This window comes from Sphingomonas panacisoli (genome assembly GCF_007859635.1).
GTDB classification, from domain to species: Bacteria; Pseudomonadota; Alphaproteobacteria; order Sphingomonadales; family Sphingomonadaceae; genus Sphingomonas; species Sphingomonas panacisoli.
Genome location: NZ_CP042306.1, coordinates 896690 through 919363, shown reverse-complemented (window position 1 = coordinate 919363; position 22674 = coordinate 896690). Strand labels below are relative to the sequence as shown.

Genomic DNA, 22674 nt, shown 5'->3' with positions numbered 1-22674 from the left:
GAATGGGCTGGTTGGGCCATGCCTGTCCGTACGCCCTTGCTTCTTCTTGCCGCGCTCGCTGCTGCTCCGACCCAGCCCAACGTTTATGGTCCACCTCCGGCCGCCGGCACCGCTGAGCGATTGGCCTACGACGCAGAACTTGGCGGCGAGAAGGAGGACGCGGCGATCGAGGCATGGCTGGCAACACATTTAGACGCACCTGCCCGACAGCGCGCACTTCTTTGGCACCGCCTATGCAACGACTTCGGCGTGCGGGTCGGCGGTATCCGCCGGGTGACCGCATGCGCCAACGCGGTCAAGCTCACTGGTGATAGTGAAGACAAAAGTGATTTCGATATCGCGACCGCGTTCCGCGATACGCCCGCGACCACCGCAAGGGGGCAAACAACCGTATCATTGGTGGCGAACCCACTGGGCAGCCGAAGTGCAGAAGTGACGGTCGAAGGCACGGCTCTCCAGTGGATCGTCGATACGGGCGCCGAAATCACGACGTTGCCGGCTAGCACCGCTGCCAAGATCGGTGTGCAGTTCGTGGCTGGCACGGCCGACGTCGGGACTTCCGTGGGCAGCGTTAAGGGTAAGCTCGGCGTTATCGACACGGCGACGATCGGCGGTGTTACGATCCGTCACATCCAGGTGTTGGTCTTGCCCGACGAAATGCTCCGGCTGGCCAAAGATTATGTCATTCCAGGGATCCTTGGTTTGCCGGCGATTGCCGCGACCGGGCGGATTGCATGGTTGGATGGCGGCACGAGGCTGGCGCTTGGAATGGACGCCCCGAAACCCTCAGGCAAAGTCGATCGCGTTTACTGGCACGAGTCTGGACTCGGTATTCCCCTGAAAACGGCGCTCGGCACGGCAGGCGCTCAGTTCGATAGCGGTGCAAACGCGACGTCTCTCCGCCAGCCAGGTCTTGCTCTGCTCACCAAGCAGCAGATCGACAGCGCCACCGAGCGAAATGGCACTCTGGGTGGCGCGGGTGGCTACATCAGCGTGAAGCAGCGCGTCCTGCCCAAATTTTCGTACACTCTAGCGGGCGCGGCGCTCGAATCGCAAAAGGTCACTATCGAGGAAAACGCGGACAGTGCCGGTCGTGTGGGGAGCGACATCCTGCCCCAACTTAAAGTACTTACGATCGACTTTGCGACGATGACTCTAGCTGCTGAACCGTCCTCCGCCCGCTGACATTATTTACCTGTTGCCGCGTCGATTTGAGCCAGCCAGCGGTCCAGCTCGACGATAACGCGCCCTAAAGTCGCTCGTTTCTGGGTGCTCGCGACTTGCTCGTAAGGTGGTCATTCGGCGAGACTTTCTCGTCAAAGGGGGCGCAAAAAATTTTCGAAACCCCCTCTTGAACCGCGTTGGGGTCAAATTATTTAGCCCGCCGCCGGACGCGAATTTCGGTCCGGTGACGACTTGAGGGCACCGGCTCTCTCCCGGTGCTCCTTGTGCTCAGATTGCTCAATGGAGGATTTGGATATGAGGACCAATTTCGACTTCACGCCGTACCGCCGTTCGACGGTGGGTTTCGATCGCCTGTTCGATCTGCTCGAAACGAGCGCGCGCGCCGACACCGAGACGTATCCGCCGTTCGATATCGAACAGCAGGGTGAGGATCAGTATCGCATCACGTTGGCCGTCGCCGGTTTTCGCCCCGACGAGATCGAGATCGTCGCGCAGAACAACCAGCTGACGGTAACCGGCAAGCGCAAGGAAGAGGCCGACACCGGCCGCTATCTGCACCGCGGCATTGCCACCCGCGCGTTCGAGCGTCGCTTCCAGCTCGCCGACTTCGTTGTGGTGGAAGACGCGAGCTTCGATAGCGGGCTGCTCCGTATTTCGCTCAAGCGCGAAATTCCGGAGGCGATGAAGCCGCGCAAGATCGAGATCAGCGCGACCGTGCCAGCGGCCAATGATCGGCTCGAAGCGCCGTCCGAAGCAAACCGCCAGGCGGCGTAAATACTGGCTCGCCCCGACCGGGGCGAGCCAACTTCTCTACGTTTGGACCGTGCAGGCGCTCGGCTTGGCCTGGTCGGGGGCCGAGGGTGCTCGTCGAGCGCCTGCACACTTTATTCATCGCGTAAGGCCGTTGAATTTTGGGCAGCAAATCCGTTCGCGATCAGCTCTATGCATATTGCACCTAGTATCCTGTCGAGTTTCGTCACGCTGTTCGTAACCATCGGACCGGTCGAAACAGCGGTAGTGTTCGCCAGCCTGACCGCGGGTATCCATCGCGAACAGCGGCGTAGCCTGGCGTTACGGTCGGTCGCGATCGCTGGGGTCGTGCTGTTCCTCTTCGCGGTGGGTGGCGCGTTGGCGCTAGCCTTGCTCCATATCTCGCTACCTGCCTTTCGGGTGGCCGGTGGCGTACTGTTATTCCTTCAAGCATTAACGCTGACCTTCTCAAGTCCAGGCCTCTCCACACTGTCAGAGAGTGAGAAACATGACGCGCGACAGCCAGGCGACATCGCCGTCTTTCCCCTCGCCTTCCCGCTAATAGCGGGGCCGGGCAGCCTGTCAGCCGCCGTCCTCGTCATGGGTCGTACCGACGGCTGGGTGGAAGCAAGCGGCGTCATTGCCATGCTGATCATTTGTTTGCTGCTGACCTTGGGCGCCATGCGGATGGCGGAACGCCTGATCGCGCTTCTCGGTGCGACCGGCGCCGACGTAGTGAGCCGCATTTCCGGCATTCTCCTGGCGGGACTTGCCGTCCAATTTATCTTCGACGGTCTAGCGCAGGCGGCTCTCTTGCACGCGTAACGGATTCGGCTCAGCGCGAACTTCGGGCCGATGCGATCCCGCCTCCAACGATTTTAGAACGCGATCGAGCATCGCAGCGTTGCTTGCCGCTTTGGGCAGCTCTTTTCGAGCAAACCGCAGCAATCGATCGACATCGCGCTGCGGCACGACAAGCTCGATGGGCATCGCGCGAAGCTGCTCTGGGGCAGCCAATTGCGCTTCCTTCCCCGAGGCGAGGAAGTGATCGAGCAGCCGCTTTCGGTCTGCAAACGTCCACCCAAGGTCCCGGAGCTCCGCTGGCGATACTGACAGCAACGCCAGGGCAAATTCCATGATGTCTTCGAAGGTCAGCAGCAGGCGGACGGTGCGCCCGCCGCGCTGCTGCCACCGCGCGAGCGGGCCCCGTCTCATTGGATCGAGATGACGGCGTCGCTCGCGCGCCATTCCGCCGGCCGGATCAGCTGATCGTGGGCGATGCGGACAGAATGGAGTGCGGCATCGATCTCGCGACGCCAATATTCGAGGAACGCGAACAGCGCGGGAAAATCCGGTGCGAGATCGTATTCCTGCCAGACGAACAGCTGCAACAGCGACGGAGCATCAGGGCGATAATAGTGAACTTCAGCCGTCGTCAGACTATATCCGTCGAGCTGTGCGATGAAAGCCCGGTCGGTCACGATCACCCTCTCCTGGGCGCGCGGTTTGGCCGATCCAGCGAGCGCAATGCCGCGAAGACGTCGTCGATCGGAACGGGATTCCGCGTCCCGGGAGGTCGACGAAGGGCGGGCTTGCCGTCGACCGCGTATCGGTCGGATGCCCACCGGGCCAGGATGGCGCGTTTGACCTCAGGCTCGAGGTCGGGACGTGCAGCGATATCGAAGGGGTGCAAAGTGCGGGAGACTGGCTGCGACATGACATCCTCCTTCCATTTTTGTCGCTGCTTCTCATGGGCCGGTTGGGCCCGGCTCAAGAAATTGTTCGCAGAATCCTCGTCGTCAAGACCCCCGTTGAACGATGCTCGACTGCGCCCCTGACGAGTAGCGAGACGGCCTCCAGAGCAGGCACGAAAAATTTTTGTTGCGGGTCTTGAACGAGAAAATCTGCTTTCCTAATTCGCCGCCGCCCGGCGCTTTTTGAGAGCGCGCTGGCTTTTAACATTGCAACTGCAACTGGAGGTTTTGCCATGCATTTCCGCCCCTTGCACGACCGTGTGGTCGTCCGCCGTATCGAGGCCGGCGAGAAGACCGCCGGGGGCATCATCATTCCCGACACCGCCAAGGAAAAGCCGCAGGAAGGCGAGATCGTCGCGGTCGGACCAGGCGCTCGCGACGACAGCGGCAAGCTGGTCGAGTTGTCGGTCAACGCGGGTGACCGCATCCTGTTCGGCAAATGGTCCGGCACAGAAGTGAAGGTCGACGGCGAGGATCTGCTCATCATGAAAGAGAGCGACATCCTCGGCGTGATCGAGCGCCAGGCTGAGCTCAAGCGGGCCGCCTAAGTCCGCTAATCAATCAACTTCAAAGGATTTGAAAAAGGAGTAAGCAGCAATGGCTGCCAAGGAAGTGAAGTTTGCGTCGGACGCGCGTGATCGCATGCTGCGTGGCGTGGATACGCTTGCAAACGCAGTGAAGGTCACGCTGGGTCCGAAGGGTCGTAACGTCGTGATCGAAAAGAGCTATGGCGCGCCGCGCATCACCAAGGACGGCGTTACCGTCGCGAAGGAAATCGAGCTGAAGGACAAGTTCGAGAACATGGGCGCGCAGATGCTGCGCGAGGTTGCCAACAAGCAGAACGACAAGGCCGGCGACGGCACCACGACGGCGACCGTGCTCGCGCAGGCGATCGTCCGCGAGGGTTCGAAGGCGGTCGCCGCCGGCATGAACCCGATGGACGTCAAGCGCGGTATCGATTTGGCGGTCGGCACCGTCGTGAAGGACCTCGAAGCACACGCGAAGAAGGTCGGCGCTAACAGCGAGATCGCGCAGGTCGCGACTATCTCGGCCAACGGCGATGCCGAAGTCGGCCAGTTCCTCGCCGAGGCGATGGAGAAGGTTGGCAATGAAGGCGTGATTACGGTCGAAGAGGCGAAGAGCCTCGAGACCGAGCTTGAGACGGTCGAGGGCATGCAGTTCGACCGTGGCTATCTGTCGCCCTATTTCGTCACCAATGCAGAAAAGCTGCGCGTCGAGCTCGACGATCCGTACATCCTGATCCACGAGAAAAAGCTCGGTAATCTCCAGGCGCTGGTGCCGGTGCTCGAGCAGGTCGTGCAGGGTGGCCGGCCGCTTCTCATCATCGCGGAGGATGTCGAGGGCGAAGCGCTCGCTACGCTCGTCGTCAACAAGCTGCGCGGCGGTCTGAAGGTCGCCGCGGTGAAGGCGCCGGGCTTCGGCGATCGCCGCAAGGCCATGCTTGAAGACATTGCGATCCTGACCGGCGGCAATGTGGTCAGCGAGGAGCTCGGCACGAAGCTCGAGAACGTCACGGTCGGCATGCTCGGCCGCGCCAAGAAGGTGGTCATCGACAAAGACAACACCACGATCATCGACGGCGTCGGCGCCAAGACCGATATCGACGCGCGTGTGACGCAAATCCGCCAGCAGATCGACACGACGACCAGCGACTACGACCGCGAGAAACTGCAGGAACGTCTCGCCAAGCTTGCCGGCGGCGTCGCGGTGATCCGCGTCGGCGGTGCAACCGAAGTCGAGGTGAAAGAGCGCAAGGACCGCGTCGACGACGCGCTCCACGCGACCCGCGCCGCGGTCGAGGAAGGCATCCTGCCGGGCGGCGGTATCGCGCTGCTGCGTTCGCTGAGGGCACTCGACGGCCTCAAGGCTGCCAATGACGACCAGCAGTCCGGCATCGACATTGTCCGTCGCGCCCTGCGCGCGCCTGCTCGGCAGATTGCCGAGAATGCTGGCGAGGATGGGGCCTATGTCGTGGGCAAGCTGCTCGAGAACGAGGCTTACAATTGGGGCTTCAATGCCGCGACTGGCCAGTATGAAGATTTGGTCAAGGCTGGCGTTATCGACCCCGCCAAGGTGGTGCGCACGGCGCTGCAGGACGCGGCGTCGGTCGCCTCGCTGCTCATCACAACCGAGGCGCTCGTGGCGGAGCTGCCAAAGGAGGACAAGCCGGCTGCCGTGCCGGCAATGGACTACTAAGCGGGGTGGGGCCCGGCCGCTTGGGCGGGCCCCTTTTTACTTGATTGAGGCGGGGCAACCTGATGGTCGTAAACTATACCCGTTCGGTTACCCGGCCCTGAGTTGTCTTTAAGGCAAGATTGTCACGGTCTCGTGAGCGATCGTCCTCTGACCGTCCTGACTCGAATGTTGGCCGGCCGGTGCCTCGCGATCTAACTGCAGCATTGCGGCTGTAAACTCGGTATCGCCGAACTCCCGTCGTTTTCTCGGTCAAGCCACGCATTTCTCCATGGCCGCGTATCGGCTGGCACCCAGCCAGGTCTGGAACGTGGCCTCCAGCTCGCGGTTGCCGACCAGCACCAGCGAGCCGCCGTCAATCGCGCCCGCTATAGGCCGATAGCCCATCCACACTTCGGTCATCGTGCGCAGGTCGGTCGTAATATACAGGTCCACGTCGAAACCCGGATCGACCAAACACAGGTCGACGTCCCTGCCGGGTTCTGCGATCAGCCACCAGTTGCGGCTTTGAAGAGATAAGTCGCGGTAGATGATCTGAATGATGCTGCGACGCCGCGGCATCGGGTCCGGGTTGATCTTGCGGCGCATGTTCCACATCAACAGTTTGACATCTAGATGCGCCATCGTCGCTTGCGTCGTCACCCAGCGATGGCCCCAGTCACCCATGGCATCGACGACCGCCATTACATCCACGATCGAGAGGGCAAAGGCCGGTTCGAACCTTGAGCGATGCTTCAGGCCGCTGGCGAGATTGCCGCTTCTCCATTCGCTGCTTGGCTTAGTTCAGACGCATCGCGGGAGTAGGTTCCGACGAGAAGGCCCGTCCCCAAAACATGACCCGCGATAGCTGCCACGACGTCACCACGGCCGCTGTTCGGCCCGATCTCAGGTACTACATCCAGCGCGAACAGCTGGAAAACATAGTCGTGTTCGCCGTGCCCGGTGGGCGGGTCTGGCGGCAGCCAGCTTTCAGAAAAATAGCTGTTGCGACCGATAGACTGGCTGCCGCCGCGCTCGTGCTCGTCGGCCACGATCGCACCCTCCCGTAGATTACGCTGATCCGTTGGGATGTTCAGTACCACAGCGTGCACTAAAGGATTTGGCGTCGGCGCGTCGGGGTCCTCCACGATCAGAACAAGCGAGCGTGTGCCCACTGGGACGTCACCCCACATCAATGGCGGCGAGATCCCATCGCCGTCAGCCGTAAACCTGGTCGGAAGACGCTGGCCATCTTTGAACGCGGGACTGGTCAGCTCGATCCGTTCTTCGGCAAGAGCGATCCCACGATGAGCCACCACCAGCTTATCATGTCCGGCCCGGAAATTACGCATGAGCGTGCCGAGCCAGCTGGGAACATGTTCAAGCATCGAGTTCTCCGAGTTGCCCTCGACAAACCAACATGCGCCGGTTCAGTTCACCGTCGGCGTCGGAAAGGTACTGAGAAGGGGAGTCTCACTCCCCCAGCAAATGTAAAGCAAGACTGCGCCGGTGTGGTCGGCGGCGGTGTTCGAACAGAAATATGCCCTGCCAAGTCCCCAGGGCAAGCTTGGCACTGATGATCGGGATGGTGAGCTGGGTTTGCGTGAGCGCTGAGCGAAGAATGTGCGGGCATGTCATCGGGGCCTTCATCGTCGTGAGCGTAGGCGTCGGGATTTTCAGGCGCTATCCGCGCAAAGTAGGCTTCGAGATCGGTCCTGACCTCAGGCGCGGCATTCTCATTGATCAGCAAAGAAGCGGAGGTATGCCGGCAGAACACAGTAAGTAGGCCTTCGGAAATCCCGATAGACGCAGTCCACTCGGCAATCGGGTGGGTGACTTCGATCAAACCCTACCGAGCCGTCGAAAATTCGATGAGGGTGGTTGCCTGGCGCATTTGGATAGGCGAATTCCAGATCAAGACCGCGCGGTCAACGGGCCGATGTGATAGAAACGATGGCCGCGCCATCGGCGCCATGAGCGCCGACAAACCGACTGCAATGCGCCCTAATTATGGTCGTTGCCACGGCTCAGTCGTAATCCCGAAAGTTGCCGTTCGTTTGGCCTCACTAGCGATCAGAATTTGAGGCCCGAAGAACCGAAAACAGCAACCACATCCAGAGGCGCTCTTGTCGGCCCCAAAGGCTGATCTCGATCGTTCAACGTCTTAGTCCATTGGAGCCCCCTGAATGAACGAAGTCCAAAGCGGCACCGGTCGCAAGCTGCTGCTTGTGCATGGTCTCGGCGGCAGCAGAGCATCGTGGAGCACCGTCATGGAGCCGCTCAGCGTCGATAAGACGGTGATCGCTATTGACCTTCCTGGGCATGGGGCCACGCCGGCAGAACCCGATAGCGGAACCTTTGACAGCCTGGTAGGCAGCGTTGAGCGATACATTGCTGACAAGGGGCTGGACGGCATCGACGCCGTTGGAAGCTCTATGGGTGCGCGGATCGTACTTGAGCTCGCTCGGCGCGGCCGCGTCGGCAATGTCGTGGCACTTGACCCGGGCGGCTTTTGGCGTGGTTGGGAGCGTACGTTCTTCAAGGCTACCATCGGCATTTCGGGGCGGCTGCTTCGAGCTATCCGTCCAGCCTTGCTGACCCTTAGCAAGAACGCCGCATCACGCACGGCGTTGCTGGCGCAGCTGTCCGCGCGTCCCTGGGCGCTCGATCCGAAAACCGTTGCGACTGAGTTGGAAAGTCTAAGCACGACACCGACGTTCGACGCATTGGTCCATGATCTTTCGAGCGGGTCCGAGCAAACTGGCCCAGCAGCCGATCCTTCTCACCAAATTGTGATAGGTTGGGCCATGATCGACTATGCTTGCCGAGCAGGCGGCGCGGGCAAAGGCCGCCTTTCCCTCCGCCAGTTTGCACTGGTTTGAGGCCAGCGGACATTTTCCAATGTGGGACCAGCCGGGCGAGACGATTGCCGTAATTTCTCGCCGCCACGGGGTGACGAAAATTGCTAACTATGGCTGATAAATAATTATCACGCCCCGAGCAGGCCCCGGAAAAGCTAACTTCAGCAGGGCCGCCGCTATGCGCCCTAATCCCGGTCATTGAACAGCCGGGCCGCGGATCCCAATAGCCGCCGTTCGGCTGAGCCGCAGCTAATGACCGCAGTTGGGTGGAAAGCGGTCGTCTTATCCCGCCAGTGATCGCGGATCAGTAAGCGTCAGTTTGCGACTGCGATGGTTGCCTGACGCGCTACGAGCCTCCAGCCGTCGCTCCGTTTCGCCCAGACGTCGGTAAAAGGCCGCATGACCTGTTTACCCGCTCCGGGCCCCTTCAGCGGGATCATTGTGTCGTAGCCCATGACGACCGTCATCTCAGGTTTTTCGCCGATGAACGTGATGTGCTTGCGGAAATCCTTATAGTCCAGGAAGTCGCGTTCCATCACGGCGATAACCTGGTCTCGATTGAGCACTTCGTTGTTCGGTGAATTTACCACAAAGTCGTCCGCCCAGACTGATTTCACACCAGCGGCGTCATGCGCCATAATCGCTTTGCCAAGCCGCCCGTAAGCTGCGCCAATCTCTGGCGGCATACGAACGCCGGGCGATGTCTGGCTGATCGCGACTGTAGGTATCGAAGCGAGCGCTAAGGCGACGCACATGAGTTTCATTGGCTCGATCTCCGGGTAGGTCGACCCAGGGGGTGCCGCACGCAGCCGGCAGACGCAACCCAGAGTTGAGCGGAGAGGAAGCTATGTCAGAAATTGGGTCGTTAGCCGCCAGTCAGCTTTGCGGCCCATCCCGGTCATTCAGCATTCAATCGTCGATGCCCAAAAGCCGCCATTTGCTTAGTTGTCGCGCTAATCACCTTTATAAGTGGCTAGGCGACAGTCTGCTTAAGGCATCGGCACACGGCCGTAATATCTATCACACTTCAGAACGATGCGGTGAGGTTGAAAGACACATAGGCCGTCGTGCCTCCTGCCGGCGCGTTCGGTGCGTGTTCAAGGAAACGCCCTTTTTCGAGGATAACGCCATCGACTTCAAATCGGAGTTTTGCCGGGCGTACCCACCAACGGAAGCGGCCGTCGAATTGATTGCCCGCAAACGCGCCGGATCGTCCGCTCGCGTCGCGGACGCCGGTCGTCGAAAAGCTGTCCGTGCGCTCCGCAAGCCATAATGCGCGATACGACAGAAACGCATCCCATCGTTTCGATGGCGCGACTTCGAGCCTGATGCCGGGCGAGGAAATATTCGCACGACCAACCGCATTGTAGAGACCGGCGGGAGCAAGTTCCGCTCGGCGCATACCGAACAGCGTGTCGAACCGGCCGTACTTTCCACCTGTGCGGTCGCCGCTTGCGCGATCGTATTGCAACGACAGCCGCGCTTTCATCGGCCCGGCGAACGTGTAACCGGCAGATGCATGAATGAACCAGGCCGACACCGGCAGGGCGGCAGCACCGGCCGTGCTGGAGGCGCTGATCGAGCCCGATTGATAGAATGCCTCGACTTCGCCGTCGGCCTTTCCCGCGGCGGGGTCGCGAAAGAGGCGGCCGCCATAGGTATTGAGCGAGCGGTCGCGCGTCGGCCGCCCGGGCGTGTCGCGCTCCCCCAGATGATAGAAGCTGGCTTCGGCAGTAACCGGGCCAAACGCCTTTGCCCAAGCGGCGGTGCCGCCCCAGAGCACGAGGTCAAACCCTTCGTGATCGAAGACCACCGTGTTGCGGCGGAGCGACGTGGCATCGTCGGGACGACGTTGCTGCGGGAAGACATAGATCGCCGTTGCCGTGAAGCCGTCGGTCGTCGCGAGATCTGCACGCAGGCCGGTAAACCCGTTGGTCGTGTTGCGATAATCGTCCGCGGCTATCAGCCGACGAGAGCCTATGTTGAGCGTGAACCGGCCTGCCTGCGCGGATAGCTTGGCCTTGCCGATGCTGCCTTTCACGCCGACATAGGCCTGGACAAGCTCGAACGTGTTGACCTCGCCCGTCGTGACCGGTGTGCCGCCGTTTTCGCCATAGACCCGGCTGTCCCACAATTCTCCGGCGATGGTGAACGGCCCGCTCTGATAACTGGCGAGCAACGTCGTTCGCAAATTGATCAGATTGTCGTTTCGATTGGAGCCCGTGCGTGATTGATCGGTGATCGCTTCGTAGCGCAATCGGATCGTACCTGAGAGATCAAGCCCGTCTTTATCTTGAGCGACGGCCGGCAGTGGCCAGACGGCCAGACCCAGTATCAACAACCTGTTGAACAACGGCATTCCATCCCCCGTGCAGAGACACGGTACGGGATGATGCAAAACCTTTCGCCCAAGATTACGTTGTCGAAGCGGTAGGATCGCTTCCGAGACGGAGCACGATTACTCTAACGGCGGCAATTAAGCGGGTCTTTAACGTCTTGAGCGCGGGGACTAGGGCGGCCAGCCGTTCGAGATGAACTACCGGCTGCTCGGTCGGTGGGGAAGACCATAGCTCCCAACGACGACAAAGGTGCGAGCATGGGCGAAAAATTACCGATCGCCCAGTCGGGCACGATCCGCGGACCCTACGCATAGCGGATCGGGTCTTTGGTTTCCGCCACCACGCATAATTCGTAAAGCGGTTGGCCTCGCACAACGCGTCCATTATCGGAAATTTCGAGCGAGTGCACGTCCTTCGGGGCGAACATGGTCACCTTGCGGGTCGGGAACCGGAATATCGCCATCAATTCAGAGTGGACTGACTTCGCTGAGTTTCCACTTTGTCATAGCTATGCGGCGCTTCATCGGATTTGTAGCGCGGTTTTGGTTGCGGCAGCAGAAAGAACGCGACGCATAGCAGCGCAGTCGCCACCCCGATTGTTGGGGCCACAACCGCGATCGGCACGGCGGCGACCTGGATCAGAGCCCCGATGCCGTACCGGCGCCACATCTGCCGGAGGAAATCGGGCGCCAGGCGCTCGTCCATTAATCGCCCATCGGACATGCCGTACCACCATTTGCCCATCCAAGTGCATGCGGTGAGGGCAAGCGCGGCTACCAGCACCACCGATCCGACATCCGCGAAGCGGGTGCCGAGGTGGAAGCACCAGATGCGGATAGGATAGGGAATGACCACGATGGCCAACAGAAAGAGAAGGTTGATCGCACCGAGCCAGTGGTCGCTTCGGGCATAAATCCGGCCCGAATAATGATGCTGCAGCCAATATGCGCCGATCACGACATAACAGAGGATCAGCGCCAGATGTTCGCGCCATTGCTCCGCCATGGCGAGGCCTAGATCGGTATAACCCTGCGGACCGTCGGGAGCGCCGGGAACCTTGATTTCGACTGTTAGGAGCGTCAGCGCGATCGCAAAGACAGCGTCGCTGAACCCTTCGAAGCGGCTGAGGCCGCGCTCGGCACCGTACGTTTTTGCGTGAGCGTGCTGAGCCATGTTCTATCGGACTCCTGTTGTTTGTGGAGGTTGCTGCGCGTGAGGCAAGGCAGGCATATTCATCCACCCTAAAAACCGACAATCCGCTGACAGCTTAAACCCGCTGCCAAGCTGTGACCGATCAACACTCAGCGGACCCTGGCGACCGGCCCGTTGGCGAGTGCGCGATTGAGGTAGGGTGCGGTGCGGCTTGCGCCGCAGGCAGCGACCTTCGCCGGCGGCCCGCTCGCAACGATCCGCCCGCCTTCGTCGCCGGCGCCGGGGCCTATGTCGATCACCCAGTCGCTCGCCGCGGCCAACTTCATGTCGTGATCGACCAGGACGACACTGTTGCCCGAGTCCACCAAGGCGTGAAGCTGGCCTAGCAGGCGCTCGACATCGGTTGGGTGGAGGCCAGTGGTCGGCTCGTCGAGCACATAGAGTGCGCCGCCGCGCTGCGCGCGCTGCAGCTCGGTGGCGAGCTTCACCCGTTGCGCCTCGCCGCCCGAAAACTCGGTTGCGGGCTGGCCCAAGCGGAGATAGTTGAGCCCGACCTCGCGGAGTACTTTTAGCGACCGGCAAACATTGGGAGCGTCGTCGAAGAACTCCCATGCCCCCTCGACGGTCAGCGCGAGCACCTCGGCGATGGTCTTGCCGCGATAGCGGATTTCGAGCGTCTTGGGGTTATAGCGGGTGCCGTGACAGGTCGGGCACGGGGCGTAGACGCTCGGCAGGAAGAGCAGTTCGACCATAACGAAGCCTTCGCCGTCACAGCGCGGGCAGCGGCCCTTGGCGACGTTGAACGAGAAACGGCCGGCATCATAGCGGCGTTTGCGCGCCTCGGGGGTCGCTGCGAACAGCGCGCGCACATGGTCGAACAGGCCGGTGTAGGTGGCGAGGTTTGAGCGCGGAGTGCGGCCGATCGGCTTCTGGTCGACCTCGATCAGCCGCCTGATCCCTTCGAGGCCGCCGGCGATCCGGCCTTCGGTCGCGTCGGTGGGGCGGTCCTCGAGCGCGGCTTCGGCATCCGCCTCCTCTTCGGCTGCGACCGGGGTGCCGAGCGCGGCCGCGACCAGCTCGACCAATGCTTGGCTGACTAGGCTTGATTTCCCCGAGCCGGAGATCCCCGTGACCGTGGTCATCACGCCGAGCGGGATTGTGCAATCGACCTGCTTCAAATTGTTGCGCGAGATTCCTTCCAGCTTCAGCCAGGCTGTGGGCTGGCGCTGCCGGCTCGGCATTCCGCCGCCTTCGTCAAACAGATGGCGCCTTGTCTCCGACGCCGCGACCGCGTGCAGGCCATCGACCGGGCCGCTATAGACAATCTCGCCGCCATGCTCGCCGGCGGCAGGACCGACATCAACTATCCAGTCGGCGCGGCGGACGACATCCATCTCGTGCTCAACGATGAATAGCGAATTGCCGACTGCCTTCAGACCATCGAGTGCCCGCAGCAGCGCCTCGGTATCGGCGGGATGCAGCCCGGCCGACGGCTCGTCCATCACATAGACTACCCCAAAAAGGTTAGAGACGACCTGGGTCGCGAGCCGCAACCGCTGCAGCTCGCCCGGCGACAGCGTCGGGGTGCTTCGCTCCAGAGTGAGGTAGCCGAGGCCGAGGTCGAGCAGCACCGACAGCCGGCGGCACAGATCACCAGCGATGCGCTCGACCACCAGCGCCTTCTCCGGATAGGTATTGCGCAGTGCCTTGAGCTTACCGGCCTTCGCCTCGGCATAAGGCGCGAAGATTTTAGAGAAGCGCGCGATGGGCAGGCGGCTCATCTCAGCCAGATCGAGGCCCTCGAAGCGGACCGACAGGGCTTCGCGGCGCAACCTTTTGCCGTCGCAAAGCGGGCAAAGCCGGGCGATCATGAAGCGCGCCGCGCGCTTCTTCATCATCGTGCTCTGGGTGGTCGCGTAACTATGCGTGACATGGCGCTTCGCGCTCGAGAAAGTGCCCATGTAGGCCGGCTCGATCTTGCGGCGGATCGCGCGCTGGATCTCATCGTGGCTCCAGCCAGGATAGACCGGCACCTGCGGCTGTTCCTCGGTGAAAAGGATCCAGTCGCGCACCTTTTTCGGCAGATCACGCCACGGCGTGTCGACGTTGACACCACGGCTGATCAGGATGTCGCGCAGATTCTGGCCACCCCACGCCATCGGCCAGGCGGCGATGGCGCGCTCTCGGATGGTTTTCGCAGGATCGGGCACCATCGAAGCTTCGGTGACCTCGTGGATCCGGCCGAGGCCGTGGCAGCGCGGACAGGCGCCGTCAGGCGTGTTCGGGGAGAAGCTGTCCGCGTACAGCAGGGGCTGGCCCGGCGGATAATCGCCGGCGCGGGAATAGAGCATGCGCAGCAGGTTGGAGAGCGTGGTGACGCTGCCCACCGACGAGCGAGTGGTCGGCGATCCGCGTTGCTGCTGCAGCGCCACCGCTGGCGGCAGGCCCTCGATCTCGTCGACCTCGGGCACCTCCATCTGGTGGAACAGACGGCGCGCATAAGGCGAGACCGATTCGAGATAGCGTCGCTGCGCCTCAGCATAGAGGGTGGAGAAAGCAAGCGACGACTTGCCCGATCCCGACACGCCGGTGAACACGACGAGCGCGTCGCGCGGGATGTCGACATCGACATTCTTAAGATTGTGCTCGCGCGCGCCGCGGACGCGGACGAAGCCGGAGGCCTTGGTATCTTGCATACGAACCTCCTCGCTTCTTGATACGCCCAGGCATTCGACCCGGTTGCACGGCCTGCTATAGCATCGGCAGCCGGGACGGCTTGGACCCGAGCGGGAACGCCGCATCGATTCGGGCGAGCTCGGCTTGCGTCAGCTGCAGCGAACCGGCGCTGGCGTTTTCGGCGGCGTGGTCTGGGCTCGACGACTTGGGGATCGCGAACACATTTGGGGCGCGCAGCAGGAAGCGGAGCGCGACCTGGCGTGCGGTCGCACCGTGGTTTGCGGCAATTTCCTCCAACAGCCGGCCGCCCGGCGTATGCGGGCCGGGGAAGTCGTCATGGCCGAACGGGCTGTACGCGACCACGGCCACGCCGTGTTCTTCGCACCACGGCATGACAGCGTGTTCGATCGCGCGCTCGCCCAGATGATAGAGGACCTGATTGCAGGCGATTTGGCCCCCGCCATCGGCTTTCCAGGCCGCATCTAGGTCGGGCACATCGAAATTGCTGACACCCCACGACAGGATCTTGCCCTGTTCGCGGAGCCGCGCGAAGCCCGCGAAGGTCTCCTCCAACGGGTGCGACCCTCGCCAATGGAGGAGGTAGCAGTCCAGCCGATCGGTGCGTAGGCGCGCAAGCGATTGCTCACAGGCGGCGACCGTCCCGCTGCGTGATGCGTTGCTGGGGAGCACCTTGGAAACGAGGAATACCTCGTCCCGCCGCCCCGCGATGGCCTCGCCGACCACGAGCTCGGCGTCACCGTACATCTCGGCGGTGTCGATGTGGGTCATGCCAAGATCGAGACCGCGGCGTAGAGCGGCGACCGCGGTCGGCCGGTGCGCGTCGTCGATGTACCAGGTTCCCTGACCAATCAGCGAAACCTCGCGCGCGACGGGGCCGAATGGGCGCCGCTCAATGATCTCCGGTCCCGGCGAAGACGGGCCCTGCTGCGCGGCGGCGAATGTCATGTGGTCACCGCCTGCGCAGACACCTGCTCAACCTGCAAGCCGATGAGAGTCTCGTTCGCCATCTCTCCAACTCCCACACGAAGACGTCGCTTCGAAATTCGTTTCATCTACCGCGAACGCTTCAACCAGCTAATCGTCTGTCCCGCGCAGGATGTCGTCCGGACGGCAACGCTGACCTTGCCCCTATTCAAACTTGCCCGTCGTGCAGGTTTTGGCTTGATACGCACCGCACTCGCAGCGCCATCCGTCCTATGCCGGCTGCTTCTCCGCAACGACATCAAGCTGTTCGATCGTGGGCTTCTCGAAGAGCACACCCGTGTTCTCACCCAGGGCTTTCCCGACCTCACCCGACAGGTGCGCCTGGCGCCCATCTTCGTCGGGAAAGGCGTCGAAGATCCCGAACGACGAACGTCCGAACTGGACTGCGAACCACCTGACAGTCTTGGGCTCTCCTTCGACGATCGACAGCCCCTGGTTCAAGAAGGCGCGGACGTCTTCCTCCCTACCGGGTAGTGCTTCGAGGCGTACCAGAACCGCTTTGCTGACCTGCGTTGCCATCTTGAATCTCTCCTTGCCTAATTCGTGTTGCTGCGAAGATCAGAACGCGGCTGCGGCCGCCTCGGCGACGGTCTGATCCTGCTCGCCGCTGCCCCCACTCACTCCCACCGCCCCGACGACTTGGCCGTCCTGGCGGAGTGGGATGCCGCCGGCGAAGATCATCACCCGGCCGTGGTTGGAGTTATGGATGCCGTAGAACTGCGCACCGGGCTGAGCGTTCTCGGCCAGGTCCTTGGTGGCGATGTCGAACGCGCGCGCCGTGAAAGCCTTGTTGATCGAGATGTCGACGCTGCCCACCCACGCCTGGTCCATGCGGATGTGGGAGACGAGGTTGCCGCCCGCGTCGACCACCGCCACGTTGCTCGGCGACCCGATCTCTTCGGCCTTGGCTTGACCGGCGGCGATCACGCGCTGAGCATCCTCGAGCGACACGGATTCTTGCGTGAGCGTCATGACGTACTCCTTTTTTGGGCTGCGGTGACCGCTCTGGAGTGGCGTCAGAAACCTGCACGAGTAAAACGCGCCGGGCCGACAGCGATCCCTATGTCGTCGCACACCTCTTCGGCATAAGGGCCATCCCTAGGGAACATCCCGAGGGTAGCGGACGTTGCCGTTACGCCGGCAGCCTGATTTGGAGGGCCGGCGTAATGACGGACGTCGCGCCACCATCGGTGGAGTCGAACCACAACGCAGCTGCTTTCGACGCAATCGCGTCGCTCGTGGTCTGCCAGGCCACAACCTTCGTCGGCCTGTGCGACGCGGATTTCCAACCTGTCTTTCTCAACGCCGCGGGCCGTAAGTTGGTCGGTGTATCCGCCGATGCGGACATCACCAATCATACTATTCTCGATTTCTTCACCTCCGAGCACCGCCCGATCGTCGAAGCTGTCGTCCTTTCGACGCTGCTGCGCGAAGGGCATTGGGAATGGGAATTGGCCTTCCGACATTTCACCGATCCGTCACGAGAGACCGAGGTACGTTGGTCCGCCTTCACGCTGAAGGACGCCGCCGACAAGCTGGTCGGCGTTGCCGCATACGTTTCGCGCGACACCAGCGAACGCCGGGCAATCGAGGAAGCTGTCGCGAAGAACGAGGCTCGCCTTCGAGCCGCGAGCGACCTGGTCGGTCTGGCCATCTACTCTTGGGACCCCAGATCCGGGGCGCTCAACTGGGATGACCGACTGCGCGCGATGTGGGGCCTGCCGTCCGATGCCGCTGTCGATCTCGCCGTATACGAGGCCGGAATCCATCCAGACGACCTACTCCGCGTGCAGCGGGCGATCGCGGCCTGCGTGGACCCAGCCGGGGACGGCCGGTACACTATCGAATATCGGGTGATTGGACGCGACGACGGCGTCACGCGGACCATCGCCACCTCGGGTCAGGCAACTTTCGTGGACGGTCAAGCGGTGGGCTTCATCGGTGCCGCGATCGACGTCACCGCCCAGCGCCGCACCGAAGCCGCGGTTCGGGCGAGCGAAGCGCAGTTCCGCAGCTTCGCGGCCCATAGCAGCAACCTGATCTGGATCGGCGATCCGGCAGACGGAACAATCATCTACCGCAGCGCTGCCTACGAGCGGATTTGGGGGGTGCCGTGTGGGGAGGCGCCCACCGCGCTGGCCGAGTGGATGAAGGACGTCCACCCTGACGATCGGCAGCAGGTCGAGCACGCTCTTGCGAGCGCTCAGGCCGGAGAGGTTGCGCAGGTCGAGTATCGCATCATCCGGCCGGGGGACGGCGCTGTCCGCTGGCTCCGCGACACGAGCTTCCCCATTCCAGACGATAATGGCGCGGTAGCCCGTATTGGCGGGATCACCGAAGACTTGACCCAAGCCGACGTTCGGCAAGTCTATATCTTCAGTGCCAGGGTCGCCGAAGGACGCAGGCTGGCAGGCCTCGTTCGGGGACTTGGCTATCGTGCACGAATGTTCGAAATCGGGGCTGCCTTTCTCGAAGTGGCACCCGTGCTTGCGCCAGGATGCGTGCTCGTCGACCTTCGAAAGTCGAGGAGCGAAGGTCTTGCAATCCCGCGCGAGTTGAAGGCGCGCTCGGTCACATTGCCGGTGATCGCCCTAGACGCACCAAGCGCCGACGTCACCGCGGCGGTCGCTGCGATGAAGGCCGGCGCGGTCGATTACGTGATCGTAAAAGACGAGGCATCGCTGCGCGCCAAGTTGGCGAAGACGATAGCAGAGTCTCATGGCGCCGTACGGCCAACGACGCGCGACGAGAACGCCGATGCTCGCGTGGCCAGGTTGACACCGCGAGAGCGCGATGTGCTCGTGGGTCTGATTGAGGGTGGCACCAACAAGTCGATCGCCCAAAAGCTTGGCCTCAGTCCTCGAACTGTTGAGTTGCACCGCGCCCAGGTGATGAACCGGCTGAACGCCAGCAGCCTGACCGAGATGCTTCGAGTTGCACTCGCCGCAGGTATCGCACCGTCGATCGGTACGGACCACAAGCAGCGGTAATTCCTTAAGAATCGTCCGGATGCACTGTGGAGCGGATGCGCGACACATCAACGCACCACCTTCGGGAGGATGAACGATGTGCTCAGATCATGACTACCTGACAAAGCGTTCGTTAGAGGAGCTTGAACGCGCCAGTTCCGCAAAGAACGTCTGCGCACAGTCCGTGCATCTTGAACTCGCTCGGCTCTATGCCGAGCGCCTGCCGACGACTCTGCCTGTGGCCGTCTCAAGGAAATTGCCGCTATCCGGTCCGCATCTGCCACACAAAGCGTCCTCGAGGGAGATTCAATCGGCGATCTCTCTCTTAGAATGAACGCTCAACAACCAAAACTGGCACCCGAAACGCCGTTACCGGTGTGGCTTTGTGAGTTTCAAAACGACCCGCCCGGCAATCATGGATCCTGCAGCTGTGGGCCGCTTCGCGCCCGCCGAAAGCAGCCGTCTGTCGAGACTGGGTGCCGGTCGGATATATAACGACGATGCGTCAGCTCATTCGATAGCGGGTTTGGATGGGGCCAGAGATACGTCGGCCACGTTCAATAAGGTCGAGACGGCCGTTATCATCTGCGCGGTCGCGAATGGTTTTTGCAGTAGCATGCTGTTCGGCACGCCCTCGGCGGACCAATCGGCCGCACTGTCGCCCGTCATGTAAACGACCGCAACCTGGGGATATCGATGGCGAGCATGCCGCCCAATTTCCCAACCGTCGACACCAGCGCCAATCTGGATGTCGGTAACGACGCCCGAAAACTGCTTACCGCTATCGATTGCCTCGATCGCTTCAGTACCGTTAGCAGCCTCGATGAGACGGTAGCCGCCGTCTTCGAGTGCAGATGCTAGTGAAGTGCGGATGATGGGATCATCTTCCACGAGCAGCAGGAGAGGAAGATTGTCCATTTTCTATGCCCTGATGTAAAAGGTAAGCAAACAGCCTCTCACACGGCGCCTCACCCCCGGAGAATTATGTGTGAAACGGAGGCGAACGGAAAAAGTGCCGTTGCAGCAGTTTTTGCCGCCGATGCAGCCACGGTCAGCGGCAGTGTCGCTCACCGTCGGAATAAAGGTGATAACCCTGACTGATATCAGTGCGCTGAGCCATGAAGCGATGTACGCGCGAACTCCAATGATGCTGATCGTCGGAGCCCGCGCTTGGTGGGCACCGTGATCGCCGCTGGCATCAGGTCGTGGCTTCGCACGCTGGGCTTCGACATTGCTACCGGGAAAACGACCCCCTGACATCTATCGATTGGTGTGGGACTAGCGTTCGTAATCTTTTTGAGAACAAGGGTGACGATTGAAAAGCAAAATTGAGCCGCTGGTTGATAGTGAAGGCGCGCTCCTGGCAACGGTCCTCGATCAGTCGCATGATTGTATCAAGCTGCTGAACCTGGACGGCAACATCGAGTATGTGAATCGACAGGGCGCCGCCGCGATGGAGTTAAGCTCTCCATCCGAACTCCTTGGCGCGTCTTATCTCGACCGTTGGCCGGTCGAGATGCAAGAAACAATTCAGGCAGCCTTGGCCGCGGCGCAGCAAGGGGAATTGCGCCGATTTGTCGGATCGCGCCCACAGCCGAATGGCGACCCGAGCTGGTGGGATGTTACCGTAAGCCCGGTTCGCACGGCAGAGGGCACTATCACGCATTTTGTCACGATCGCGCGCGACATGACGGCAGAGACCGTAGAGCGCGAGCGCGTCTCGGCTATCAGCCTGGAAATGCAGCACAGGTTGAAAAATGCGCTCACCGTGGCGAGCGGCATTGTGATGCTGAGCGCGCGAGGACGTCCGGACGTTAGCGCGTTTGCCCACGAAATCGTGACGAGGTTCGGACAACTCGGTCATGTCCAGGCGCAGATTCTCAACCCCGACGCCGACACACGGATCGCGGCAATCGTCCCGCTGATCGCCGAAGCTTATGGTAAATCGGCGACGCTGGAATTCGGCGAGCTACCCGACGTCAGGATCACGCATCGAGCTATGCAGGCGCTGGCCCTTTGTTTCGGCGAACTCGCGACAAATAGCCTGAAATATGGCGCTCTACGAGACGGCAGACCTGTGCGGGTTTCAGGGGCGTTACAAAAGGACGGCATAGAATTGGCGTGGGCCGAAGATACGGAATTTGGCGCGCCCCGCCCCGAAGGTCAGGGGCTGAGACTAATCGAACGATTGGTCGGTACGGCAGGCGGAACCTTTAAGCGCGATATCGAGCCGCACCTCATGCGGGCGCTTATTCTTTTGCCGACAATATGATCGAAGTCGTTTGTTGAGCGTATAGTGGACCTCCCCGAAACGCACGTCAGCGATGCGCCCTGATATCGGTCGTTCTAGAGTCGACGCTTCGATCTTAAAAGCGGCCGTCCAGGACGTCTTTGAGAACGCGATGCTTTACCGCGGCGCCTAGCGGGTACGCGTGGGTCGATCCGGGGTCGCAAATCGAAGCTGCCAATGGTGCCTCACGCTCGCAAATTTAAGAAATTAGTAACCACCCCTGTTTACCGCTCAGCAAACGGGGGATTAGCGCATGCGCGTTTTGTTGATTGAAGACGAGCCTACGACCGCCAAGGCGATCGAGCTAATGCTCACGACAGAGGGATTCACGGTCTACACGACCGACCTGGGCGAGGAGGGCTTGGACCTCGGCAAGCTCTATGATTACGACATCATCCTGCTCGATTTGAACTTGCCGGACATGCATGGCTACGACGTACTCAAGAAGCTGCGCGTCGCCCGTGTCCAGACGCCGGTGCTGATCCTGTCGGGCATCAGCGAGATGGACAGCAAGGTGCGCTCGTTCGGCTTCGGTGCCGACGATTACGTCACCAAGCCGTTCCACCGCGAAGAACTGACCGCGCGCATCCACGCCGTCGTCCGCCGTTCGAAGGGTCATTCACAGTCGGTGATCAAGACCGGCAAGTTGGCGGTGAACCTGGATGCGAAGACCGTCGAAGTCGACGGCGCGCGCGTCCACCTGACCGGCAAGGAATATGCGATGCTGGAGCTGCTCTCGCTCCGCAAGGGCACGACGCTGACCAAAGAAATGTTTCTCAACCATTTGTATGGCGGGATGGACGAGCCTGAGATCAAGATCATCGACGTCTTCATTTGCAAGCTGCGCAAGAAGCTCACGATGGCTACCAACGGCGTAAACTATGTCGAGACGGTATGGGGACGTGGTTATATCCTGCGGGAAGATGCCGACGGCCATTTGGACATCGCCGCATAACGCTGGCTCCCTCAGGATCGCGGTAGGCTAAGCCGCGACGGCCGAACGAGCGCATTGCGATCCGGGCGACACGCGAGCATCGTGCTCTGCGATTGTCTTGTTCAGATCCGCGTCGGTAAGCGGAACAACAAACGTTACGCCAAACCGCCGATGGTCCTTCCATGCCACCTGAGCAGGCAACAAGTGGGCCCCGCACCGCACGCGAATTGCCGTGCCAGGCTCGGGAGGATCGGCCGCGTAAATCAGGGCCCCGCCCACTGACAGGTTCAACAAATGAACGCGCGTCAGCGAGTCCGCAGTGATCATGTCTGAAGGTTGGAATAACTTATAGCGGGGTGCTGAACGCATATGATGCGTCGCATCGAGCCGGCTTGCCACTACTTTCCCCCTTACGCGGATACACTGTGCACTGAAGGCAAATGCCCGACATCGGTTCCGCCAAAAGAGGATTAAGCGCAGTTTACCACTCTCTTCGTGTGCAGACCTTCGCAAATGGCAGGACTGTATTCGCCCCTCGGAGCGGAGTTTGAGCGGCGCGGGATGAG

General features: G+C 61.4%; 23 protein-coding genes and 1 pseudogene. 9 read left to right on the top strand and 15 right to left on the bottom strand.

Going from position 1 to position 22674, the window contains the following annotated elements:
* The first annotated feature begins 18 nt into the window (after positions 1-18).
* The 3 genes from FPZ24_RS04685 to FPZ24_RS04675 all read left to right on the top strand — a co-directional run bounded on the left by FPZ24_RS04685 (position 19) and on the right by FPZ24_RS04675 (position 2760).
* Positions 19-1185: a retropepsin-like aspartic protease family protein gene (locus FPZ24_RS04685; protein WP_146569943.1), complete on the top strand. Its 1167-nt coding sequence runs from the start codon at positions 19-21 to the stop codon at positions 1183-1185.
* 294 nt (positions 1186-1479) lie between these two features.
* Positions 1480-1959: an Hsp20 family protein gene (locus tag FPZ24_RS04680; RefSeq protein ID WP_146569942.1), complete on the top strand. Its 480-nt coding sequence runs from the start codon at positions 1480-1482 to the stop codon at positions 1957-1959.
* A 168-nt stretch (positions 1960-2127) separates the two neighbouring features.
* Positions 2128-2760: a MarC family protein gene (locus FPZ24_RS04675; RefSeq protein ID WP_146569941.1), complete on the top strand. Its 633-nt coding sequence runs from the start codon at positions 2128-2130 to the stop codon at positions 2758-2760.
* Here FPZ24_RS04675 and FPZ24_RS04670 read toward each other — a convergent pair.
* From FPZ24_RS04670 to FPZ24_RS17525, 3 genes are read right to left on the bottom strand one after another with little or no spacing between them, the layout of a single operon-like run.
* Entirely contained in the window at positions 2731-3183 is a 453-nt protein-coding gene (locus FPZ24_RS04670) for a hypothetical protein (RefSeq protein WP_240047619.1), read from the bottom strand. The genes FPZ24_RS04675 and FPZ24_RS04670 overlap by 30 nt on opposite strands.
* Positions 3147-3416 carry an usg protein gene (locus FPZ24_RS04665; protein WP_146569940.1) on the bottom strand — a complete coding sequence of 90 codons (270 nt, stop codon included), beginning with the start codon at positions 3414-3416 and terminating at the stop codon, positions 3147-3149. The genes FPZ24_RS04670 and FPZ24_RS04665 overlap by 37 nt, the downstream gene beginning before the upstream one ends.
* Positions 3417-3418: 2 nt before the next feature.
* Entirely contained in the window at positions 3419-3652 is a 234-nt protein-coding gene (locus FPZ24_RS17525) for a hypothetical protein (RefSeq protein WP_146569939.1), read from the bottom strand.
* A gap of 270 nt (positions 3653-3922) precedes the next feature.
* Between FPZ24_RS17525 and groES the strand changes: the two genes are divergently transcribed.
* Complete coding sequence (gene groES / locus FPZ24_RS04655; protein ID WP_146569938.1) at positions 3923-4237, top strand: co-chaperone GroES; 315 nt, start codon at positions 3923-3925, stop codon at positions 4235-4237.
* A gap of 49 nt (positions 4238-4286) precedes the next feature.
* Positions 4287-5906 (top strand): chaperonin GroEL, encoded by a 1620-nt coding sequence (groL, locus tag FPZ24_RS04650; protein WP_146569937.1) that lies wholly within the window; start codon positions 4287-4289, stop codon positions 5904-5906.
* A 249-nt stretch (positions 5907-6155) separates the two neighbouring features.
* Here the strand turns inward: groL and FPZ24_RS04645 are convergent, their stop codons facing one another.
* The 3 genes and pseudogenes from FPZ24_RS04645 to FPZ24_RS04635 form a co-directional block, all read right to left on the bottom strand.
* Entirely contained in the window at positions 6156-6587 is a 432-nt protein-coding gene (locus FPZ24_RS04645) for a hypothetical protein (protein WP_146569936.1), read from the bottom strand.
* A 50-nt stretch (positions 6588-6637) separates the two neighbouring features.
* Complete coding sequence (locus tag FPZ24_RS04640; RefSeq protein WP_146569935.1) at positions 6638-7270, bottom strand: YbhB/YbcL family Raf kinase inhibitor-like protein; 633 nt, start codon at positions 7268-7270, stop codon at positions 6638-6640.
* An 85-nt stretch (positions 7271-7355) separates the two neighbouring features.
* A pseudogene (locus FPZ24_RS04635) lies at positions 7356-7728 on the bottom strand (secondary thiamine-phosphate synthase enzyme YjbQ).
* A 340-nt stretch (positions 7729-8068) separates the two neighbouring features.
* On the opposite strand from FPZ24_RS04635, the gene FPZ24_RS04630 reads away from it, so the two are divergent.
* Positions 8069-8764, top strand: a complete 696-nt coding sequence (locus FPZ24_RS04630; RefSeq protein WP_240047618.1) for an alpha/beta fold hydrolase — start codon at positions 8069-8071, stop codon at positions 8762-8764.
* A gap of 293 nt (positions 8765-9057) precedes the next feature.
* On the opposite strand, the gene FPZ24_RS04625 is transcribed toward FPZ24_RS04630, so the two are convergent.
* The 7 genes from FPZ24_RS04625 to FPZ24_RS04595 all read right to left on the bottom strand — a co-directional run bounded on the left by FPZ24_RS04625 (position 9058) and on the right by FPZ24_RS04595 (position 16887).
* Positions 9058-9507 (bottom strand): nuclear transport factor 2 family protein, encoded by a 450-nt coding sequence (locus FPZ24_RS04625; RefSeq protein ID WP_146569934.1) that lies wholly within the window; start codon positions 9505-9507, stop codon positions 9058-9060.
* Between the two features lie 263 nt (positions 9508-9770).
* Entirely contained in the window at positions 9771-11102 is a 1332-nt protein-coding gene (locus FPZ24_RS04620; protein ID WP_146569933.1) for an alginate export family protein, read from the bottom strand.
* A gap of 442 nt (positions 11103-11544) precedes the next feature.
* Positions 11545-12255, bottom strand: a complete 711-nt coding sequence (locus tag FPZ24_RS04615) for a TMEM175 family protein (RefSeq protein ID WP_146569932.1) — start codon at positions 12253-12255, stop codon at positions 11545-11547.
* Between the two features lie 128 nt (positions 12256-12383).
* Positions 12384-14930 carry an excinuclease ABC subunit UvrA gene (locus FPZ24_RS04610; RefSeq protein WP_146569931.1) on the bottom strand — a complete coding sequence of 849 codons (2547 nt, stop codon included), beginning with the start codon at positions 14928-14930 and terminating at the stop codon, positions 12384-12386.
* Between the two features lie 55 nt (positions 14931-14985).
* Complete coding sequence (locus FPZ24_RS04605; RefSeq protein ID WP_186729053.1) at positions 14986-15876, bottom strand: aldo/keto reductase; 891 nt, start codon at positions 15874-15876, stop codon at positions 14986-14988.
* A gap of 249 nt (positions 15877-16125) precedes the next feature.
* Entirely contained in the window at positions 16126-16434 is a 309-nt protein-coding gene (locus FPZ24_RS04600) for a putative quinol monooxygenase (RefSeq protein WP_146569930.1), read from the bottom strand.
* A gap of 39 nt (positions 16435-16473) precedes the next feature.
* Positions 16474-16887, bottom strand: coding sequence for a GlcG/HbpS family heme-binding protein (locus tag FPZ24_RS04595; protein ID WP_146569929.1), 414 nt, complete (start codon positions 16885-16887; stop codon positions 16474-16476).
* A 194-nt stretch (positions 16888-17081) separates the two neighbouring features.
* Here FPZ24_RS04595 and FPZ24_RS04590 point away from each other — a divergent pair, with 194 nt between their 5' ends.
* Positions 17082-18905 carry a PAS domain-containing protein gene (locus FPZ24_RS04590; RefSeq protein WP_146569928.1) on the top strand — a complete coding sequence of 608 codons (1824 nt, stop codon included), beginning with the start codon at positions 17082-17084 and terminating at the stop codon, positions 18903-18905.
* A 489-nt stretch (positions 18906-19394) separates the two neighbouring features.
* On the opposite strand, the gene FPZ24_RS04585 is transcribed toward FPZ24_RS04590, so the two are convergent.
* On the bottom strand, positions 19395-19802 hold the full coding sequence (locus FPZ24_RS04585) for a response regulator (RefSeq protein WP_146569927.1): 408 nt from the start codon (positions 19800-19802) through the stop codon (positions 19395-19397).
* A gap of 397 nt (positions 19803-20199) precedes the next feature.
* Here FPZ24_RS04585 and FPZ24_RS04580 point away from each other — a divergent pair, with 397 nt between their 5' ends.
* Both FPZ24_RS04580 and ctrA read left to right on the top strand, forming a co-directional pair.
* The gene (locus tag FPZ24_RS04580; RefSeq protein WP_146569926.1) at positions 20200-21156 is read left to right on the top strand and encodes a PAS domain-containing protein; all 957 of its coding nucleotides are present in this window, start codon (positions 20200-20202) and stop codon (positions 21154-21156) included.
* Between the two features lie 271 nt (positions 21157-21427).
* The gene (gene ctrA / locus FPZ24_RS04575; RefSeq protein ID WP_146569925.1) at positions 21428-22129 is read left to right on the top strand and encodes a response regulator transcription factor CtrA; all 702 of its coding nucleotides are present in this window, start codon (positions 21428-21430) and stop codon (positions 22127-22129) included.
* Positions 22130-22156: 27 nt separating this feature from the next.
* Here ctrA and FPZ24_RS17925 read toward each other — a convergent pair whose 3' ends face one another.
* Positions 22157-22435 (bottom strand): PilZ domain-containing protein, encoded by a 279-nt coding sequence (locus tag FPZ24_RS17925; RefSeq protein ID WP_420853397.1) that lies wholly within the window; start codon positions 22433-22435, stop codon positions 22157-22159.
* Positions 22436-22674: the final 239 nt, after the last annotated feature.

Bases quoted from the DNA above. Each gene is read 5' to 3' on its own strand.
- FPZ24_RS04685 (WP_146569943.1), top strand. From the start codon at position 19: ATGCCTGTCCGTACGCCCTTGCTTCTTCTTGCCGCGCTCGCTGCTGCT.
- FPZ24_RS04680 (WP_146569942.1), top strand. From the start codon at position 1,480: ATGAGGACCAATTTCGACTTCACGCCGTACCGCCGTTCGACGGTGGGT.
- FPZ24_RS04675 (WP_146569941.1), top strand. From the start codon at position 2,128: ATGCATATTGCACCTAGTATCCTGTCGAGTTTCGTCACGCTGTTCGTA.
- FPZ24_RS04670 (WP_240047619.1), bottom strand. From the start codon at position 3,183: ATGGCGCGCGAGCGACGCCGTCATCTCGATCCAATGAGACGGGGCCCG.
- FPZ24_RS17525 (WP_146569939.1), bottom strand. From the start codon at position 3,652: ATGTCGCAGCCAGTCTCCCGCACTTTGCACCCCTTCGATATCGCTGCA.
- groES (WP_146569938.1), top strand. From the start codon at position 3,923: ATGCATTTCCGCCCCTTGCACGACCGTGTGGTCGTCCGCCGTATCGAG.
- groL (WP_146569937.1), top strand. From the start codon at position 4,287: ATGGCTGCCAAGGAAGTGAAGTTTGCGTCGGACGCGCGTGATCGCATG.
- FPZ24_RS04645 (WP_146569936.1), bottom strand. From the start codon at position 6,587: ATGGCGGTCGTCGATGCCATGGGTGACTGGGGCCATCGCTGGGTGACG.
- FPZ24_RS04640 (WP_146569935.1), bottom strand. From the start codon at position 7,270: ATGCTTGAACATGTTCCCAGCTGGCTCGGCACGCTCATGCGTAATTTC.
- FPZ24_RS04630 (WP_240047618.1), top strand. From the start codon at position 8,069: ATGAACGAAGTCCAAAGCGGCACCGGTCGCAAGCTGCTGCTTGTGCAT.
- FPZ24_RS04625 (WP_146569934.1), bottom strand. From the start codon at position 9,507: ATGAAACTCATGTGCGTCGCCTTAGCGCTCGCTTCGATACCTACAGTC.
- FPZ24_RS04620 (WP_146569933.1), bottom strand. From the start codon at position 11,102: ATGCCGTTGTTCAACAGGTTGTTGATACTGGGTCTGGCCGTCTGGCCA.
- FPZ24_RS04615 (WP_146569932.1), bottom strand. From the start codon at position 12,255: ATGGCTCAGCACGCTCACGCAAAAACGTACGGTGCCGAGCGCGGCCTC.
- FPZ24_RS04610 (WP_146569931.1), bottom strand. From the start codon at position 14,930: ATGCAAGATACCAAGGCCTCCGGCTTCGTCCGCGTCCGCGGCGCGCGC.
- FPZ24_RS04605 (WP_186729053.1), bottom strand. From the start codon at position 15,876: ATGACATTCGCCGCCGCGCAGCAGGGCCCGTCTTCGCCGGGACCGGAG.
- FPZ24_RS04600 (WP_146569930.1), bottom strand. From the start codon at position 16,434: ATGGCAACGCAGGTCAGCAAAGCGGTTCTGGTACGCCTCGAAGCACTA.
- FPZ24_RS04595 (WP_146569929.1), bottom strand. From the start codon at position 16,887: ATGACGCTCACGCAAGAATCCGTGTCGCTCGAGGATGCTCAGCGCGTG.
- FPZ24_RS04590 (WP_146569928.1), top strand. From the start codon at position 17,082: ATGACGGACGTCGCGCCACCATCGGTGGAGTCGAACCACAACGCAGCT.
- FPZ24_RS04585 (WP_146569927.1), bottom strand. From the start codon at position 19,802: ATGGACAATCTTCCTCTCCTGCTGCTCGTGGAAGATGATCCCATCATC.
- ctrA (WP_146569925.1), top strand. From the start codon at position 21,428: ATGCGCGTTTTGTTGATTGAAGACGAGCCTACGACCGCCAAGGCGATC.
- FPZ24_RS17925 (WP_420853397.1), bottom strand. From the start codon at position 22,435: ATGATCACTGCGGACTCGCTGACGCGCGTTCATTTGTTGAACCTGTCA.